16 protein-coding genes are annotated in these 17,039 nt (G+C 75.3%); 10 read left to right on the forward strand and 6 right to left on the reverse strand.

Features of this window, described 5'->3' with window-relative positions; translation table 11 throughout:
• Positions 1–202 precede the first annotated feature (202 nt).
• The 4 genes from ACZ3TI_RS04555 (at position 203) to ACZ3TI_RS04570 (ending at position 4,282) form a co-directional block, all read left to right on the forward strand.
• On the forward strand, positions 203–1,087 hold the full coding sequence (locus ACZ3TI_RS04555; RefSeq protein ID WP_465723242.1) for a universal stress protein: 885 nt from the start codon (positions 203–205) through the stop codon (positions 1,085–1,087).
• A gap of 129 nt (positions 1,088–1,216) precedes the next feature.
• Positions 1,217–2,452, forward strand: coding sequence for a M48 family metalloprotease (locus ACZ3TI_RS04560; RefSeq protein ID WP_465723244.1), 1,236 nt, complete (start codon positions 1,217–1,219; stop codon positions 2,450–2,452).
• A 30-nt stretch (positions 2,453–2,482) separates the two neighbouring features.
• Complete coding sequence (locus ACZ3TI_RS04565) at positions 2,483–2,905, forward strand: MarR family winged helix-turn-helix transcriptional regulator (protein WP_465723246.1); 423 nt, start codon at positions 2,483–2,485, stop codon at positions 2,903–2,905.
• A 75-nt stretch (positions 2,906–2,980) separates the two neighbouring features.
• Positions 2,981–4,282 carry a PP2C family protein-serine/threonine phosphatase gene (locus tag ACZ3TI_RS04570; protein WP_465723247.1) on the forward strand — a complete coding sequence of 434 codons (1,302 nt, stop codon included), beginning with the start codon at positions 2,981–2,983 and terminating at the stop codon, positions 4,280–4,282.
• 76 nt (positions 4,283–4,358) lie between these two features.
• On the opposite strand, the gene ACZ3TI_RS04575 is transcribed toward ACZ3TI_RS04570, so the two are convergent.
• On the reverse strand, positions 4,359–5,789 hold the full coding sequence (locus ACZ3TI_RS04575; protein ID WP_465723249.1) for an ABC transporter substrate-binding protein: 1,431 nt from the start codon (positions 5,787–5,789) through the stop codon (positions 4,359–4,361).
• Positions 5,780–6,349 carry an MTB12 C-terminal domain-containing protein gene (locus ACZ3TI_RS04580; protein ID WP_465723251.1) on the reverse strand — a complete coding sequence of 190 codons (570 nt, stop codon included), beginning with the start codon at positions 6,347–6,349 and terminating at the stop codon, positions 5,780–5,782. Before ACZ3TI_RS04580 ends, ACZ3TI_RS04575 begins: the two co-directional genes overlap by 10 nt.
• A gap of 258 nt (positions 6,350–6,607) precedes the next feature.
• Between ACZ3TI_RS04580 and ACZ3TI_RS04585 the strand changes: the two genes are divergently transcribed.
• From ACZ3TI_RS04585 to ACZ3TI_RS04600, 4 genes are all read left to right on the forward strand, one after another.
• A complete protein-coding gene (locus ACZ3TI_RS04585) occupies positions 6,608–7,207 on the forward strand; it encodes a hypothetical protein (RefSeq protein WP_465723362.1) in 600 nt (199 codons plus the stop codon).
• Positions 7,208–7,233: 26 nt separating this feature from the next.
• Entirely contained in the window at positions 7,234–9,303 is a 2,070-nt protein-coding gene (locus ACZ3TI_RS04590; RefSeq protein ID WP_465723253.1) for a branched-chain amino acid ABC transporter permease, read from the forward strand.
• A gap of 156 nt (positions 9,304–9,459) precedes the next feature.
• Positions 9,460–10,233 carry an ABC transporter ATP-binding protein gene (locus tag ACZ3TI_RS04595; RefSeq protein ID WP_465723255.1) on the forward strand — a complete coding sequence of 258 codons (774 nt, stop codon included), beginning with the start codon at positions 9,460–9,462 and terminating at the stop codon, positions 10,231–10,233.
• On the forward strand, positions 10,233–10,904 hold the full coding sequence (locus ACZ3TI_RS04600) for an ABC transporter ATP-binding protein (RefSeq protein ID WP_465723257.1): 672 nt from the start codon (positions 10,233–10,235) through the stop codon (positions 10,902–10,904). Before ACZ3TI_RS04595 ends, ACZ3TI_RS04600 begins: the two co-directional genes overlap by 1 nt.
• Positions 10,905–11,075: 171 nt before the next feature.
• On the opposite strand, the gene ACZ3TI_RS04605 is transcribed toward ACZ3TI_RS04600, so the two are convergent.
• Positions 11,076–11,852, reverse strand: coding sequence for a GNAT family N-acetyltransferase (locus tag ACZ3TI_RS04605; RefSeq protein WP_465723364.1), 777 nt, complete (start codon positions 11,850–11,852; stop codon positions 11,076–11,078).
• A 13-nt stretch (positions 11,853–11,865) separates the two neighbouring features.
• Positions 11,866–12,348 (reverse strand): MerR family transcriptional regulator, encoded by a 483-nt coding sequence (locus tag ACZ3TI_RS04610; protein ID WP_465723258.1) that lies wholly within the window; start codon positions 12,346–12,348, stop codon positions 11,866–11,868.
• A gap of 59 nt (positions 12,349–12,407) precedes the next feature.
• On the opposite strand from ACZ3TI_RS04610, the gene ACZ3TI_RS04615 reads away from it, so the two are divergent.
• On the forward strand, positions 12,408–13,301 hold the full coding sequence (locus ACZ3TI_RS04615) for an NAD(P)-dependent oxidoreductase (protein ID WP_465723260.1): 894 nt from the start codon (positions 12,408–12,410) through the stop codon (positions 13,299–13,301).
• A gap of 25 nt (positions 13,302–13,326) precedes the next feature.
• Here the strand turns inward: ACZ3TI_RS04615 and ACZ3TI_RS04620 are convergent, their stop codons facing one another.
• Both ACZ3TI_RS04620 and ACZ3TI_RS04625 read right to left on the reverse strand, forming a co-directional pair.
• The gene (locus ACZ3TI_RS04620) at positions 13,327–14,118 is read right to left on the reverse strand and encodes an SDR family NAD(P)-dependent oxidoreductase (protein ID WP_465723262.1); all 792 of its coding nucleotides are present in this window, start codon (positions 14,116–14,118) and stop codon (positions 13,327–13,329) included.
• A 314-nt stretch (positions 14,119–14,432) separates the two neighbouring features.
• Positions 14,433–15,362, reverse strand: coding sequence for an NADP-dependent oxidoreductase (locus tag ACZ3TI_RS04625; RefSeq protein ID WP_465723264.1), 930 nt, complete (start codon positions 15,360–15,362; stop codon positions 14,433–14,435).
• Positions 15,363–15,510: 148 nt separating this feature from the next.
• Here ACZ3TI_RS04625 and ACZ3TI_RS04630 point away from each other — a divergent pair, with 148 nt between their 5' ends.
• Positions 15,511–17,019 (forward strand): helix-turn-helix transcriptional regulator, encoded by a 1,509-nt coding sequence (locus ACZ3TI_RS04630; RefSeq protein WP_465723266.1) that lies wholly within the window; start codon positions 15,511–15,513, stop codon positions 17,017–17,019.
• Positions 17,020–17,039 lie beyond the last annotated feature (20 nt).

Below are 17,039 nucleotides of genomic sequence, written 5' to 3' on the forward strand. Positions count from 1 at the left end.
CGAATCCCCACGACTTGAGCCCGCACCCGCAACATTCCGGCCACAAAGGGGCACCGGCGGAGCGAATCCTGGCCCACTCGTCCCAATCACCCCACCCGCCCCGGCCACCGCGTCCCTGGCGCGGCGGCGGGCAGGGCGCGCAGCGTGGGTGGTACGGGGAAGGGGAAGCGGTCCCGCGCCGGGGGTCCGGAGGTGTGACGTGATGGGCAGCAACATCGGCGGCGGCAACGGCAATGGCGGCGGCATCGGCAGCGGCGGCGGCAACGGCGACACGGGCGGCAGCGCGACCGGCGGCCCGGGCGGCAGCCGTCCCTCCCCCGCCCGGGCGCGCCGGATCGTGGTCGGCATCGACGGTTCCGCCCCCTCGAAGGCCGCCCTACGCTGGGCGGTCGGACAGGCCGTCCTGACCGGGGCGACGGTGCACGCGGTGGCGGCCTGGGAGTACCCGTCGCTGTACGGCTGGTTCGCTCCGATGGTGGACGACGGGTTCGAGCGCACCGCCCGCCGCACGCTGAGCGCCGAGATCAACGAGGTCCTCGGCCCGGAGCGCCCGGTGGAGGTCCGGGAGAGCCTGGTGCTCGGCCACGCCGCCGAGGTGCTGCTGGATGCGGCGGAGGACGCCGACCTGCTGGTGCTGGGCAGCCGAGGCCGCGGCACCTTCGCCCGGACGCTGCTCGGCTCCGTCAGTGCCCGCTGCGCGGTGCACGGGAGCTGCCCGGTGGTGATCGTCCGCTCCGACGGATCGGCGACCGTGCCACCGCGGCCCGCTGCGGCGACGGGCGCGACGGCGGCTGCGGCTGCGGCTGCGGCGGGCGACGCGGGCGCGGTCGGCGAGCAGGCCGTCCGCACCAAGGACTGGCAGCTCAGCCTGCACGTGGTGGAGGACCGGGACACCACCCGGGTGCACGCCGTGCTGGACGCCGACGGCAACGTCCTGCACAGCGACGCCCGATCCCGCCGCAACCCCCGCGACACCCCGGCCCCGCAGGTCGGCGACGAGTTCGCGGTCGGCCGCGCCCTGGTCGACCTCGGCCACCAGCTGCTGCGCGCGGGCGTCCACAGCGCCACCGATGCCGCGCAGGAGTGAAGCCCGCCGCAGCCGCGACCGGAAGGGTCACCACCGGCGCAGGGGTGCGCGGCCCCCGGCCGGGTACGCCATGCTGAACCGCGACACCTGCCCGGAAAACCGGACGACCGGAAGAGCCGTACCCCGCCCATGGACACCACCCCCGATCCCGCCGCCCAGCTCCACACCGGCCCCGACCTCGGCCCCGACCCCGACTTCACCCCCGCCGAGCGCGCCCGGGGCCGCGCGCTGCGCCGCGCCCAGCTGCCGTGGGCACTGGGTGGCCGACTGGCGGGCCTGGCGCTGACCCTTTTGCTCGGCCTCACCACGGTCGGCGCCGCCCTGGTCACGACCACCGGCCGCTGGTTCGGCGGCTCCCGGACGGCGGGCGTCCTGGCCGGCGCGGCGGCCCTGGTCGTCCTCGGCCAGGCGCTGCAGCTCCCGTTCGGCGCCCGGGTGCGGGCGGTCCGGGCTCGGTTCGGGCTGGTGACCCAGGGCTGGGCGGGCTGGGCGCTGGACACCGTGCGCGGTCTCGCGCTCACCCTGGTCCTCGTCCTGCCGCTCGCCCTCGGGCTGTTCGCGCTGACCGCGTGGTCGCCGCAGCGCTGGTGGCTGCCGGCGGCGGGGGCGGCGGCGCTGCTGACGGCCGGTCTCTCCTTCCTCCACCCCCTGCTGGTCGAGCCGGTGTTCAACCGTTTCACCCCGATGCCGCCGGGCGAGCTGCGCACCGCGCTGCTGGCGCTGGCCGAGCGGGACGGCATCCGGGTGCGGGACGTCCTGGTGGCGGACGCCTCGCGCCGGACCACCGCGCTCAACGCGTACGTCTCCGGGTTCGGGGCGACCCGCCGGCTCGTCGTGTACGACACGCTGCTGACCACCGCCGAGCCGCGCGAGGTGGAGCTGGTGGTCGCGCACGAGCTGGGCCACGTCAAGCACCGGGACGTGCCGCTCGGCACGGCACTGGGGGCGGTCGGGGCGGCCGTCGCGGTGGCGGTCCTCGGTCTGCTGGGGGCGTGGCGGCCGCTGCTGGACGCCGCCGGGGCGACCGACGCGGCGGACCCGCGGGCGCTGCCGCTGTTCGCGGCGCTCGCGGCGCTGCTGGGTGCGCTGTCGGGGCCAGCGCAGTGCGCGGTGAGCCGCCGGATCGAGGCCAGGGCGGACCGGCACGCGCTCGAACTGACCGGTGACGCCGAGCAGTTCGTGGCCATGCAGCGCAGACTGGCACTGGCGAACGTCTCCGATGTCGACCGGCCGAGGCTGCTTGAGCTACTGTTCGCCACTCACCCGAGTGCGACCCGTCGGATCGCCGCCGCCCGCGCGTGGCAGGCCGCACCGGGACGGCCGGCACCGGAGCGTCACGCAACCCCGGGGGAATCCGTTGTATAGTGCAACAAATCTCGAGGAGGTAGGACCGCCGTGCCCGGCCGCCAGTCGTCCATCGACACCATCCAGCGCGAGCTGACCGCCTTCGCCCGCCGTGCCCGGCACAAGGCCTCCCAGCTGCACCCCGACCTCTCCCTGGTCACGTACAGCATCCTCGACCTGATCACCGAGCGCGGCGGCTGTCGGGCCGCCGACGTGGCCGCGCACTTCATGCTCGACAAGTCCACCGTCAGCCGCCAGGTCACCGCCCTGGAGAAGCTCGGACTGCTGGCCCGCGAGGCCGACCCGGACGACCAGCGCGGCCAGATCCTGCGCGCCACCGAAGCCGGGCTGACCCTGCTGCGGGACGCCAACGAGCAGCGCCGCCTGGCCTTCACCGCGCGCTTCACCGACTGGTCCGACGAGGACATCGCCCGCTTCGCCGCCTACCTCGCCCGCTACGGCGAAGAGGGCTGACGGGGACCCCGGCGGACGGCGTCTCCCGGCCGCCTCGGGGTGCGCCCCGCCGCCCCCACGGTGTACAGAGGAGAGGTGCCCCTCCGGCAGCGTCCCGATACGCCGCACCCGCCGTACGCGCCGCATCCCCCCGACCGCCGCCGCGCCTGGCGGCCCGACAGCCGGGTGCTGACGGCGCTGACGCTCGCGCTGATCGCGCTGATCACCATCGTGGACATCCTCTCCCCGCCGGACATCCACCTCGGCCCGCTGCTGATCGTCGCCCCCGCCCTGACCGCCTCCTTCGCCGGACCGCGGGCCACCGCCGCGGTCGCCCTGCTCGCGCTCGCCGCGCTGACCGTCGTCGGACTCACCCGGGACGGCCTCACCACCGCCAACCACCAGACCCAGGTGGGCGCGCAGATCGCCGTCTCGGCACTGATCGTGGGTCTGCGGGTGCTGCGCGAGCGGCACGAACGCGAGCTGGCCCAGGTCCGGTCGGTGTCCGAGGCCGCCCAGCGGGTACTGCTGCGCCCGCTGCCGGAGCGGATCGGGCCGCTGCACCTCGCCTCCGCCTACCTGGCCGCCGAGGCCGAGGCGCAGGTCGGCGGGGACCTCTACGCGGCCGCCCGTACCACCACCGGCACCCGGCTGCTGGTCGGGGACGTCCGAGGCAAGGGCCTGTCCTCGCTCGGCGACGCGGCCCTGCTGCTCGGTGCCTTCCGCGCCGCCGCCCACCTGCACGCCGAGCTGCCCGACCTCGCCGCCTACCTGGACGGCAGCGTCAGCTGGGACCTCGCCCAACTCGCCGAACAGTCCCGGCTGTCCGGCCAGACGCACCGGGACCGGCGGGCCCTGCCTCGGGCGTCGCCCCGCGAGGTCCGCGAGATCCGCGAGCTCCGCGAGGAGGGATCCGAGGAGGACTTCGGGTCCGGCGAGTCCTTCATCACCGCCGTCCTGCTGGACATCCCCGACGACGGCTCGCCGGTCCGCCTGATCGACTGCGGCCACCCGCCCCCGCTGCTGCTGCGCCCCGAGGGCATCACCACGCTCGCCGCCCGGGCCCCCGCCCCGCCGCTGGGCCTCGGCGAGCTCGCACCCGTGCGCTACGAGGTGGAGACCTTCGCGTTCCGCCCGGGCGACCGGCTGCTGATCTACACCGACGGCGTGATCGAGGCCCGGGACGCGGAGCGGCGCTTCTACCCGCTCACCGAGCGCGTCACCGCCTGGCGCGCCGACCGCCCCGCCGACCTGGTCCACCGCCTCCGCGACGACCTGCTCGCCCACGTCGGCGGCCGACTGGACGACGATGCGGCCATGGTCGTGGTCGAACGGCTCCCGAACGAAGGCCCGCACGCCACCACCGGTCGGCCCGGCCACCGCGGTCGACCCGGATAGCCGGGCTCCGGCTCTCCCCGGCCCGGGCTCTCCCGGATCCGGCTGACCGGGTGGCCCTTGCCGACCGGGTCCGCGCCTACGGCTTGTACGGCAGCTGCGGCACGTCGAAGCAGTTCGTCGTCATCGACGGCACCTGGGTGACCCAGCCACCCCGTCCGTCCTGCGCCGAGTCCTGCCAGCGGGCGGCGTTCAGGCACGCGCGGGTCGGGCCGGCGGGCGGCGGCTGCGGGACGAAGGAGGCGGGCAGGATCAGGCCGTGCGCGTCGTACGGATCGGTGCGGTTCATGAACGCCTCGACGCAGGAGCGGGTCGGCGCGGCGCCGCAGGAGTCCAGCGCGTCGGTCAGCCACTGCGCGCCCGCCCAGCCCTCCAGCTCCCAGGCGGACAGCCGGCCGGCCCGGTCCGGGTAGTACCGGGCCATCGCGGTACGGAAGTCGTGCACCGCCGGGTACTGCTCGTCCTCGTAGTTCAGGCTCGACGAGGTCGCCCAGAGCACGTTGCGGCAGCTCGGCGAGGACTGGTAGTCGCCGCGCACCGACTCCGACCAGTTCTGCACGTTGGTGACCTTCGCCTCGACCGCCACCCCGGCCTCGTCCAGCGCCCGGCACAGCGCGGCGTTGCCCCGGGTGTCCATGGCGTCGAACAGCAGCTGCGAGCCGTCGGCGCGCACGGCCGCGGCCACCGCCTGGAAGTTCGGCAGCGCGAAGTCCACCGTCTGGAGCAGCACCCGGTAGCCCTCCGCCTCCAGTCCGGCCTTCAGCTGTCCGGCGTAGCGGGCCGAGTCAGCCTGGTTGTACGCGACCACGGCGGCGCTGCCCGCGCCCAGGCGCTGCTTGAAGAAACGGAACACCTCGGTGCTCTGGTAGAGCGTCCCGTTCCAGCCGACCGAGCGCCCGTCGCGCGGGGCCGCGCTGCCGTAGATCCCGTACAGGTGCGGCCAGCGGTCGTACGCCGTGCCGATCGGCTGGCCGCCGACGTCCGGCACCGCCTTGCCGCTCACGTACGGCGCTCCCGCGTAGTCGAGGACGCTGCCGCTGACGAAGGCGAAGACATGCGCCTGGTCGATCAGCCGGTGCACGCAGTCCTGGTTGCCGACGCCGCTGCCGCCGTCGTCGCAGGTCACCAGCCGTACGGTGCGACCGTGCAGGCCGCCGCGGTCGTTGAGGGCCTGGAAGAAGGCCTGGGCCCCGTACCGGGGGCCGCTGAACACCTCGCTGCCGACCGGGCTGGTCAGGGAGGTGACGATGCCGATCCGGATCTCGGTGGCGGTCACCCCGGTGTCGGAGGCCGGGTTGGTGCTCCCGGCGCTCCCGGTGCTGCCGGGCGACCCGGCCGTGGGGGTGGGGGTGGCGCGTGCGGTGAAGGCGCCTTCGGGCAGCCGGGTGCCGCAGCCCGCCAGCGGCGCGAGGACCAGGAGGAGGGCGAGGATCGCCGCCGTGACACGGCCGGGCCGCCGGCGCGCGAACGCGTCGGCGGCCCGGCACCGCGAGGGGGTCGTCAGCTGCATCCGGGGATCGGGGTGCCACTGGCACCGCCGGCCTGGGTCAGCAGACCGCACAGGGTCGAGCGGGACACCTTCCAGGTGCCGTTCTCGAGGACGGCCTGACCGGACGCGCTCGGCTCGACCACGGTGCCCTGCAGGGCCAGCGAGTAGGTGACGACCGCGGTGGAGGCGTCGGTGAACGCGACATCGGTGACCTTCGCCTGCACCTGGCCGACCCGCGGGTCCTGCGAGAAGCCCTGCAGGACCGGGAGCAGCTCGTCGCCGCCCTGGAGCAGCTTGGCCTTGTCGGGGATCGGGGTGTTGGGGTCGAAGAACTTCTCCCAGTTGGCGGTGATCTCCGTCTTGGCGGCGACCGGGTCGGCGGGGGCGGTACCGGTGGCGGTGGGCGAGGCGCTCGGGCTGGCGGTGGCGCTCGGGCTCGCCGGGGAGGAGGCCGAGGAGCCGGACTTGCTGCTGCTGCACGCGGCCGCCGTGCCCACCAGCATCAGGGCGAGCAGCGCGCTCGCCGTCCGCAGGAAGGCCCGGCCGCCGCCCGTGGGGGTGCCGCTTCGCGTCACGTGCATGGTGTTCCCTCTCGACTGCGCCGCCCGGGCCGGTCTCACGGTCTCCCGGATGCTGTTCCAGGCCGATCCTGGAAACGTCTCAAGTGACACCATGAAGGCGGATCCATGGACGAATCGCAATCTGACGGAGAAATCACCCGTAACGCCTCAAACGGTTCGCCCTTCCGGGGCGGCGCGCCCAAGGGTGCTGCCTTCCGGGGCGGCGCGCCCAGGAGTGCCCGCGAGTGGGCCGGCTGGCTGCTCGTCGCGGTCGGCGCCGTGCTGTGCGTGCTCGGCTGGTACGGGGTCTCCGGAGAGCGATTCGTCGAGGAGCAGGTCCCCTATCTGGCGTCGTCCACCATCCCGGGCGCGGCCCTGATCGTGGCCGGGACCCTCCTGGTCGCCCTGCGACCCCCGTCCCCGCCGGAGCACCAGGACCTGACGGACCGGCGGGTGGAGCGGCTGTACGAGCTGCTGGTCGAACCGTCCGATGCCGGATCGGCTTCCGATCCTGGGCCCGGTACTGGTGCCGGTGCCGGTGCTGCTGTCGGTGAGGGTGCCGGTGCCGGTGCCGGTGCCGGTGCCGGTGCTGCTGTCGGTGAGGGTGCTGCCGGTGCCGGTGCGGAAGCCGGTGCCGGTGCGGGCGTCGAGGGGTGGCTGGCCGTCCCCGGGGGCACCCGCTACCACCGCCCGGACTGCCCGCTGGTCACCGGCAAGGCGCGGGCCGCACCCGTGGACGCCGCCGCCGTCCGCGACCGGGGCCTGACGCCCTGCCCGCTCTGCTCACCCCCCGCACCGGGCCAGCGATCCGGCCCCGGTCCCGGCCCCGGTCCTGGTCCCACCACCCGTCCGGGCGAATCCGCTCCGCCGACCGGCTGAACGCCGCCGAACACCACTGAACACCCATGACCGCCGACGCACTCCTCGCCGCCGCCCCCGACTCCCTCGGCCTCACCGTCGACCTCGCCCTCGCCGGGCTCACCGTCGGCAGCGCCGCCGCGCTCAGCGGCATCGGCCTGGTCGTCTGCCACCGCGCCACCGGGGTGCTCAACATCGCCCAGGGCGCCCAGGCCATGGCCATCGCCTACCTGCTGCGCGACCTCGTCGTGGTGCGGCACTGGCCGGTCTGGCCCGCCGTCGCTTGCTGCCTGCTGGTCGTCGCCCCCGCGCTGGGCGTGCTGCTCGACGTCCTGGTCTACCGCCCGCTGCAGCGGCGCGGCGCCGGACCGGCCGAGACCATGGTCGCCGGGCTCGGCGTGTTCGTGCTGCTCATCGGTGTGGCCGTGCTGCTGTGGGGCGCGGCGCCGCTGGCCGGCACGCCCTCGCCGCTCGGCGGCGCCGCGATCCGGCTGCCCGGCGGACACAGCCTGCGGCCCGACACCGTCGCCCAGCTCGCCGCCGTCCTCGTCCTCGGCCTCACCGTTTTCGCCGTCACCCGGTGGACCCGCTTCGGCCTCTGGCTGCGCGCCGTCGTCGACGACCGCCGCCTCGCCGCCCTCGCCGGGGTCGACGCCGACCGGGTCTCCGCCGCCGGCTGGGCCTTCGGCACCTTCACCGCCGGACTGGTCGGCATCGCCCTCGCGCCCTACCTGCTGCTCGACCCGTACGGACTGCCGCTGCTGGTGATGGAGACCATGGCGGTCGCGGTCGCCGCCCGGCTGTGCAGCATCCCGGTCGCCGTCGCCACCGGGCTCGGCCTCGGCATCGTCCAGGCCGAAATGACCCGACTGCGACCGTCCGGGCAACTGGTGCCGCTCGTCCAAGCGGTGCAGGCCAACCTGTTCGTGATCGCCCTGCTCGCCACCGCCCTGCTCGCCGGACCGCGCATCGGCGGGGAGCGGGTGGAGGCCGCGCCGCTGGCCGTCCGCCGTCCGGGGCGGCGCGGGGGTGGCGGGGCCGGCAGTGGCGGTGCGGCCAGGGGTGGGGGTGGGAGCGGACGGCTCGCGGGGGCCGTCTGCCTGGTCCTGCTCCTGCTGCCGCTCGGCTTCCGGGGCAACGACCTGCGCAGCGCCCTGCTCGTACCCGCGCTCGCGCTCGTGCTGCTGTCGATCGTCGTGGTCACCGGCTACGGCGGGCAGATCTCGCTCGGCCAGGCCGGGTACGCGGGCCTCGGCGCGCTCGGCACCGCGCTGCTGATGTCCGGCCGCATCCCCGGCATCCCGCCGCTGCCCGCCGCCCCCGCGCTGCTGATCGCCGTCCTCGTCACCGCCCCGCTCGGCCTGCTCACCGGTTGGCCCGCGATCCGCCGACGCGGGCTCGCCCTCGCCCTGGTCACCTTCGCGGTGGGGATGGCGATGAGCCGCTTCGTCTTCCAACAGCCGTACGCCACCACCGGGCTCGTCCTCGACCGGCCGTCCTTCCTGGCCGGCGACCGCGCGTTCTACCTCGCCGAACTCCTGCTCCTCGGCCTCGGCCTGCTCACCGTCCGGGCCCTGCACCGGGGCCGCCTCGGCCGGGCCCTGACCGCCATGCGGGACCACGAACCGGGCGCGGTCGCGGCGGGCGTGGACGTCCCGGGCCTCAAGCTCCTCGCCTTCGTCGCGGGCGCTGCCCTGGCCGCCCTCGGCGGTGGACTGATGGGCCTCGCCGGACGCGCCTTCGACCCCGCTGACTTCGACCCGGTGCGCGGACTCCTCTGGTTCGCGGCCGTCGTCGTCGCCGGCGCCGACAGCGCCCTCGCAGCAGTGCTGGCCGCCGCCCTCCTCATCGGCCTCGACGCCGGCACCGTCGCCGGTGTCTCCGCCGTAGCCGTCGGCGCCCTCGCCGTCGCCATCGGCCGCCTCCCCGGCGGCCTCGCCGCCCTGCCCGTCCCCCGCCACCGCCTTCCCCCGGCGTCCCCGGCACTCCCGCCGTCCCGCCTCACCCCGACCGGGCGCGGGGTACGGACGGCGATCGCGGCGAGGCAGGGGAGCCAGGGAAGACAGGGGAGCCGGGGAAGGCAGGGAAGGTCGGCTGGGGAGGAAGGCGCGTCATGAGCAACTCTCATGTCGCCAGACCGGCCACCAAACGGGAGACCATGAGCAAGTCTCATGACACCTCACCGGCCGCCCGCCGGACGACCATGAGCGACTCTCATGCCATCCCGCCGGCCACCCCGCCCGAACCGCGCTCGGGACCGAGCAGGAGGAGCTATGCGCAACACTCATGACCGCCTCGCCAACCGCCCCGCCGCCCGCCTCACCGCACGGGGCATCGTGCGGCGTTACGGGGGGATCGAGGCGGTGGGCGGGGTGGACCTGGTGGCGTTGCCGGGGCGGATCACCGCGCTGGTCGGGCCGAACGGGGCGGGCAAGAGCACCCTGTTCGACTGTCTCGCCGGCACCGTGCGCCCGGACGCCGGGCGGGTCGTGCTGAGCGGGCGGGACGTCACCGGGTTGCCCGCGCACCGGCGGGTACGGCTCGGGCTGGCGCGCACGTTCCAGCAGATCGCCGTCTTCCCCACGCTCTCGGTGGCCGACAACGTCCGGGTGGGCGCCGAGCAGCGGACCAGGCGGGCAGGGCGGACCGGGCGAGCCGAGGCCCGGGCCGTCGCGGAGCGGACGGCAGGGGCGCTGCGGCTGCTCGGGCTGCAGGACCTCGCCGCCGAGTCCGCCGGGGCGCAGCCCACCGGTGTGCTGCGGCTGGTGGAGCTGGCGCGGGCGCTGGCGGGCGGGCCCCGGGTGCTGCTGCTGGACGAGCCGACCGCCGGACTCGACGCCGCGCAGACCGCCCGTCTGGTGTCCGTGCTGCGGGGTCTCGCCGAGCGCGGCATGGCACTGCTGCTGGTCGAGCACGACGTCGAGCTGGTCGCCGAACTCGCCGACTCCGTCTACGCCATGGCCGACGGCCGGATGGTAGCCCGCGGCCCGACCGCGACCGTTCTCGCCGACCCCCGCGTCACCCGGGCCTGGGGAAGGGTGGGCTGATGCCCGTCGAAGCCGCCCTCCTCGCCGCCCGGGTCCGGTACGGCCCGTTGGAGGCACTGCACGGGGTCGACCTCGCGTTCCCCTCCGCCGCCGTCACCGTCCTGCTCGGCCGCAACGGCTCCGGACGGACGAGCGCGCTGCACGCCCTCGCGGGCATCGTGCCCCTGTCGGGCGGACGGGCGCTCTGGCGGGGCCGGGACCTCGGCGGGCTGTCCGTGCACCAGCGGGTGCGGCGGGGGCTGGCCCTCGTCCCGGCCGAGCGCGGGGTCTTCGGGTCGCTGACCGTCGCCGAGAACCTCGGTCTGGGCGGGCCAGGTCAGGACGAAGTGCTCGAGCTCTTCCCCGAGTTGGTGAAGCTGCTGCACCGCCGGGCGGGCACCCTCTCCGGCGGCCAGCAGCAACTGGTCGCGGTCGGACGGGCGTTGGCGGCCCGCCCGAGCCTGCTCCTGCTCGACGAGCCGGAACGCGGCCTGGCCCCCGCCGTCGCCGCCAGACTGCACGCCCACCTGCTGGCCGGCGCTGCCGACGGCCGTACGGTGGTGCTGGCCGCACAGTCGCTGCCGCGCGCCCTGGCCGGGGCCGCGGTGGTGCACGTGCTGCACCGGGGCGAGGTCGTCTTCTCCGGCGAGCCCGGGGAGCCGGTGCCCGAGCGCTTCGCGACCACCCGGTGACGGCACCGTCCACACCCTCCGAGCCACACCCTCCGAGAACCGAGGCCCGGTCGCGCACCTGCGCACGCGGTTCCGCGCGGCGGACGCCCTTTTCTTTCGCGTGGAGTCGGCGTGGTGCTGCGTCGGCCCGATGGGGCTGACCGCCGCCGCGGTCGACGCCCTGACCGGATCCTACGGCCGGTACACGTACGGCGTCGTCGTGCTCAGTCGGGCGAAGCCGAGGCGCTGGAGGATGGGGCGGCTGTCGTCGCTCGCGTCGACCTGCAGGTAGTGGTAGCCGAGGTCGGCGGCGAGGCGGGCGCGGTAGGCGACGAGGGCGCGGTAGATGCCCCGGCCGCGCCAGTCGGGGGCGGTGCCGCCGCCCCAGAGGCCGGCGAAGCCGGTGCCGGGGTTCAGTTCCATCCGGGCCGCGGACACCGGGCGGTCGCCGGCCAGGGCGACGACCATGCTGACGGTGTCGGTGCCGTGCCGGAGGTGGTGAAGCATCCGCTCGCGCAGGCCGGGGCGGTCGGTGCCGAAGGCCTGGGTGTGGGCCTCGACCATCAGGTCCACCTCGGTCGGGTCGGTCACCGGGTGCAGCCGGACGCCTTCGGGCAGGACCACCTCGGTGGGCAGGTCCGCGATCCGGGCGATCATCAGCGCCTCGTCCGGCTCGGGCGTGAACCCGGCCGCGAGCAGCCGTTCCCCGAGGTCCGCGGGACGGTCGTGAGAGTAGGCCTTCCACTCGAACTCCAGGCCCAGTGCGGTGAAGTGGAGCACCTGGGCGGCGATCGCCGCGTCCGCTCCGGCCTCGTCCAGGCCGGACCACACCACGCCGTTCCAGTCGCCTGCCGCCCCCACCTGCCGCACCACCGCGCCGTGGCGCTCGACGCGGACTCCGGGGCCGTCGGGCTGCGCATGGCGCCGGACCCGCTCGTCGAACAGGGCGAGCATCTCGTCGTGATCCATGTGATCCATCCGCTCACTCCAGCACGGGGCGGGAGCGCGCGCCATCGAGTTTCCGCCCGGCCGACTCCGGGCGCACGGACGGCCCAGCGGACGGCCTTGCAGACGGCCCTGCGGACGGCCGACCGGCGCGGATCATCTCGCTCGGCGCGTCCGCACCGATGATGGCGTCCAACAGGTCTCGGGCCGCTGCGAGTTCGCCCATCTGACGGGAGATCCGGGCGCGCTCCCGGCTCAGTCCGGCGCGCAGTTCCGGGCAGGTCGGGCCGGGGCGGCGGCGTCCCGGGGCCGGCAGGCCCGGGAGTATCTCGGCGATCGCGGCGCTGTTGAGGCCGGCCGCGAGGAGGGTGCGGATGCCGTGGACGGCGTCCACGTCCCGCTCGCCGTACTCGCGGTAGCCACTGGGGCGGCGCTCGGGAGTGAGCAGGCCCTGTTCCTCGTAGTAGCGCAGGGCGCGCGGGGTGGTCCCGGTCCGCCGGGCGAGTTCTCCGATCCGCATCGCCGTATCCCCTTCCACGGTTGACTCTGCCGTCGGCGTGAAGGTCTAGCGTAACCGCCATGCCGAACGAACGATCTTCCTCAACCACCCCTTCTCGTATCGCCGTTGCCGTGCTCGGCCTGGGCCCGATGGGCAGGGCACTGACCCGGGCGCTGCGGGCGGCCGGTCATCCGACCACCGTCTGGAACCGCACCCCGGGCCGGGATGCCGAACCGCTCGCCCTCGGCGCGCGGTCGGCCGCGAGTCCCGCCGACGCGATGGCGGGCGCCCCGCTGGTCCTGCTCTGCGTCCGCGACCGGGCCGCCGCCCGGGCCGTGCTGGAGGCCGCGGGGGCGGCACTGCGCGGACGGACCGTCGTCAACGCCACCTCGATCGCCCCGGACGACGCCCGGGCCGACGCCGTCGACGCCGAGACCCGGGGCTACCGCCTCCTCGACGCCGCGATCCTCACCCCCACCCCGACCATCGGCACCCCCGAGGGCGCAGTCCTGCTCAGCGGCAACGCCGCGGCCTTCGCCGAGCACGAGGAGACGCTCCGCGCCCTGGGCTCCGTACGCCACCTCGGCACCGACCCCGGACGGGCGGCAGCCTTCGACGCGGCCCTGCTGGACCTGTTCTGGACCACCGTGCACGGTTGGGTCCACGCCCTGGCACTCGCCCGCGCCGAGGGCATCACTGGAGCCGAACTCACCCCGTATGCGCTGGGGTTGACCCGCATCCTGCCCCCACTGATCGAGAACTACGCGCAGCGCGCGGACGCCCGCCACCACCCGGGCGACCAGAGCAGCCTGGCCTCCGCCGCAGCCGGACTGGCCCACGTCGCGCACACCGCCCGCACCCGCGGCCTGGACACCTCCGTCCTGGACGCCGCCCTCGCCCTCACCCGTCGAGCGATCGACGCCGGACACGGACCGAACGGGGTATCGACCCTGGTCGAACTGCTCACCGCCTGACCGTCAGGCGCACGACGACGCGGCGCTACTGGGCCAAGTAGCCGCCGTCGACCGGCAGGACGGTGCCGGTGACGAAGGAGGCGTCGTCGGAGGCCAGGAAGAGGACGGCGGCGGCGACCTCGGCCGGGGCGCCGAGGCGGCCCATGGGGTGGAGCTTCTCGATGGCCGTGAGGTACTCGGGGCCGCCGGGTTCGTCGCGCAGACGGGCGACGCGTTCGGTGGTGATGGTGCCGGGGGCCACGGCGTTGACCCGGATGCCGCGGTCGGCCCACTCGACGGCGAGGTGCTTGGTGAGGCCGGAGGCGACGAACTTGGCGGGCCCGTACACCGCCTGGCCGCGCTGGCCGGCCTCGCCGGAGATAGAGGAGAGGCAGACGACGGAGCCACCGGGACGCTCCTGGGCGGTCATCGCCCGGATCGCGTACTTGCAGGTGAGGAACATGCCGCGGCCGTCCACGGCCATCACGTGGTCCCAGTCCTCGGCGGTGGCCTCGGTGATCTCCATCAGCGGGATCACTCCGGCGTTGGCCACCAGGACGTCCAGTCGGCCGTGCCGCTCCACGGCGGCCTCGACCATCCGGCGGGCGTCCTCGTCGCGGGACACGTCGCCGACCACCGTGCTGACGGCGCCCGGGAGTTCCCCGGCCAGCCGGTCCAGCCCCGCGGCGTCGACATCGGTGGCGACCACCGACGCGCCCTCGCGGACGAACCGCTCGGCGACGGCCCGCCCGATGCCGCTCGCCGCACCCGTCACCACGCAGGAGCGCCCGGCCAGCCGACCGGCCGCGGGGCTTCCCGCCGCGTTCACCGTCACCATGCGCGCGACTCTACCGACCGGAGCGGGTGGACGACGGGCTTCCGTCGGCATCGCCGATCGGCGCGTCGCGGCAGGGCGGCGCACGGGGAGGGGCGGACCGTTCGTACGGACAACGTTCGTTCGGGCAACGGTCGCACCGAAGGCGATCACTGTCGCGACGGTCGCATCGGCAACGATCGTTTAGGGCGACGATCGTTGTTGAGACGATCGTTGTGGCAACGATCGCCATCGCGGTGGCAGCAACAAGCCGCCGCCCAGGCGCCCATGGTGAGCGCCTCGGCGGCGGCGGGGAGTGCGGCCGGACCCGATCACCGTCAGACCGTGAGGACGATCTTTCCGCGCAGGTGCCCCTGCTCGCTGACCCGCTGCGCCTCGGCCGCCTCCGCCAGTGGGAACACCCGGTGCAGCGGCAGCCGCAGGGTGCCGGCCTCGTGCAGGGCGAGCACGGTGGCGTAGGCGCGCTGGTGGAGGAACTCGACGCCGTCGGCGCCGCCGGTGATGAGGATGCCGTACTGCTGGGCGCCCGCGAAGTCGGCGATGGTCAGGACCCGGTCCGGGCTGCCCGCCAGCTCGATGGACAGCGGCAGCACTCCGCCCTGCCCGGCCGCGTCCAGCACCCGGTCCACCCCGCCCGGGGCGACCGCCCGCACCCGCTCGGCCAGGCCCTCGCCGTACGTCACCGGGATCGCGCCGAGCTCGCGCAGGTGGTCGTGGTTGGCCTCGCTCGCGGTGCCGATCACGGTGATCCCGCGGGCCCGGGCGAACTGCAGCAGCACGGTGCCGACCCCGCCCGCCGCGCCGTGCACCAGCAGGGTCTCGCCCGCCTGCACGCCGAGGACGTCCAGCGCCCGCTCGGAGGTCTCAGCCGCCACCGGGATCGCCGCGGCCTCCTCCCAGCCGAGCGAGGCCGGCTTGTGGCCCAGCAGGTCGGCGGACACCAGCACGTGCTCGGCGTAGCCGCCGCCCATCACGCCGCCGAACACCTCGTCGCCGGGCGCGAAGCCGCTCACACCCTCGCCGATGGCCTCGACCACGCCCGCCACCTCGTAGCCGGGCACGGCCGGGAAGGTGACCGGGAAGATCCCGGCCATCGCGCCGCTGCGCACCTTGTGGTCCAGGGGGTTCACGCCCACCGCGCGGACCGCGACCCGCACCTGGCCGGGACCGGGGGCGGGCAGCTCGATGTCGATCGGGCGCAGCAGGTCCGCACCGCCGTACTCGGGGAAGGCGATTGCCTTGGTCATGGAATGTCCTTGGGGTTTCCGGGAGTTGGTTCTTCCGACGGGTTCCATCCTGGTTCCACGACGGCGGGCGGGGACCCTGTCTTTCGGCCAGTTCGACCTGTCCGAAAGGCCAGGCCGCCCCGGGCCCGGCCGAACTAGGCTGGCTGCCATGGATCGTGTGAACGGCACGCGCGGAACAAGCAGGACGAGCGGGACGAGCGGCGTGAACGGCACGGACGGCCCGGACGAGCGGTGGCGGGATTCCTGGGGCCGCCCCGAGGACGCGCTGGCGCGGGCCGTCGAGGTGCTGCGCACGCCCCGGCCGGACCTCCTGCTCCGCCTCTCCCAGATGCTCGAGACGCTGGTCCCGCACGTCGCGGTCGCCCAGCTCAGCGGAGTCTGCACCTACTCCCCCTCGTACGCCTACGGCCCGCCCGAGCTGACCGAGGGAATCAGCAGCCTGGAGCTGTCCCGGCTGGCCGAACGCACCACCGCGACCACCTCGGCCGGCCGCCCCTGGCAGGGCGAGGCCGAACTCGCGGGCCGCACCCGGCCGGTGGTGGTGGCCGTCGCCGCCGGCCAGGGCGGGAGCACCGGCACCGCGCCCGGGACCGGCGCCGCGCCCGGGACCGAAGCCACACCCGATAGCACCACGCCCGCCAACGTCAACGTCACCGGCACCGGCACCGGTACCGGCGCCGTCCTGGTGCTCGTCCGGGCGGACACCGCCCCCGTGGCGCCGGAAGCGCTCGCCGTACTGCAGCAGCTGTGGGACCTGGTCATCGCCCACTCCGACCACCGCGCCACCGACGCCGGGCCCAAGCACGCGGCGGTCTCCCGCGCCTCCGCCAACGCCCGCGCCCGGGCGATCGCCGAGTTCACCGGAACGCACAGCGCGGCGCTCAGCGCGATCCTGGCGCCGCTGCGCTCGGCCGACCTGGACGACGCGACCGCGCGCCGCAGCGCCACCGAGCTGGCCGTGACCGCCCTGCTCGACCTGCGCCAGGGCGCCGACCTGGACCGCACGCTCAGCGAGGAGCCCGCCGACGCCGCCTTCGCCCGGCTCGCCCGGGAGCTGCGTCCGCTGCTGCGGCACACCCGGGTCCGGCTGGATGCCGCGCCCCCGGCCGGGGCCGCCCGCTCGGTGCCCGCCGACGCCGCGCACACCGCCCGGGACGCCGTCCGGGCGGCAGTCCTGCTGATGCTGGAACAGGAGAAGCCGACCCGCCTGCACGTGAGCTGGCAGTTCACCCCGGACGACGCCCTGCGGGCGGTGGTCCGCGGCGACGGCCTGGGCGTGCTGGCGGTGGACGCCCTCGCCGTCCACCGCACCACCGACCGCATCGCCGCACTCGGCGGCCGCTGCGCCGTCGAGGCCGTCCCCGGCTGGGGCACCACAGTGACGGTCGATCTGCCGCTCGCCCTCCCCGAGCCCGCGCTCGCCACCGACCCCCTGGACGGCCTCCAGCCGCGGGAGTCGGAGGTCCTCGACCAGCTCGCCCAGGGCCGCCGCAACCGCGACATCGCCGCGGCGCTGCACATCAGCGAGTCGACGGTGAAGTTCCACGTCGCCAACATCCTGGCGAAGCTGGGCGTGGCCTCGCGCGGCGAGGCGGCGGCCCTGGCCCACCGCGCCGGCCTGCCGAGCGGCGCGGCGGGGCTGCACGTGGCGTCCTGAGCCCGGCGCCACCGGGCGGC

Source organism: Kitasatospora sp. NPDC023120 (assembly GCF_055560835.1).

Excerpts from the sequence above, each read along its gene's own strand:
- ACZ3TI_RS04620 (WP_465723262.1), bottom strand. The coding sequence starts at position 14,118 with ATGGTGACGGTGAACGCGGCGGGAAGCCCCGCGGCCGGTCGGCTGGCC.
- ACZ3TI_RS04595 (WP_465723255.1), top strand. The coding sequence starts at position 9,460 with ATGCGCAACACTCATGACCGCCTCGCCAACCGCCCCGCCGCCCGCCTC.
- ACZ3TI_RS04575 (WP_465723249.1), bottom strand. The coding sequence starts at position 5,789 with ATGCAGCTGACGACCCCCTCGCGGTGCCGGGCCGCCGACGCGTTCGCG.
- ACZ3TI_RS04630 (WP_465723266.1), top strand. The coding sequence starts at position 15,511 with ATGGATCGTGTGAACGGCACGCGCGGAACAAGCAGGACGAGCGGGACG.
- ACZ3TI_RS04625 (WP_465723264.1), bottom strand. The coding sequence starts at position 15,362 with ATGACCAAGGCAATCGCCTTCCCCGAGTACGGCGGTGCGGACCTGCTG.
- ACZ3TI_RS04590 (WP_465723253.1), top strand. The coding sequence starts at position 7,234 with ATGACCGCCGACGCACTCCTCGCCGCCGCCCCCGACTCCCTCGGCCTC.
- ACZ3TI_RS04580 (WP_465723251.1), bottom strand. The coding sequence starts at position 6,349 with ATGCACGTGACGCGAAGCGGCACCCCCACGGGCGGCGGCCGGGCCTTC.
- ACZ3TI_RS04555 (WP_465723242.1), top strand. The coding sequence starts at position 203 with ATGGGCAGCAACATCGGCGGCGGCAACGGCAATGGCGGCGGCATCGGC.
- ACZ3TI_RS04605 (WP_465723364.1), bottom strand. The coding sequence starts at position 11,852 with ATGGATCACGACGAGATGCTCGCCCTGTTCGACGAGCGGGTCCGGCGC.
- ACZ3TI_RS04600 (WP_465723257.1), top strand. The coding sequence starts at position 10,233 with ATGCCCGTCGAAGCCGCCCTCCTCGCCGCCCGGGTCCGGTACGGCCCG.
- ACZ3TI_RS04615 (WP_465723260.1), top strand. The coding sequence starts at position 12,408 with ATGCCGAACGAACGATCTTCCTCAACCACCCCTTCTCGTATCGCCGTT.
- ACZ3TI_RS04560 (WP_465723244.1), top strand. The coding sequence starts at position 1,217 with ATGGACACCACCCCCGATCCCGCCGCCCAGCTCCACACCGGCCCCGAC.
- ACZ3TI_RS04610 (WP_465723258.1), bottom strand. The coding sequence starts at position 12,348 with ATGCGGATCGGAGAACTCGCCCGGCGGACCGGGACCACCCCGCGCGCC.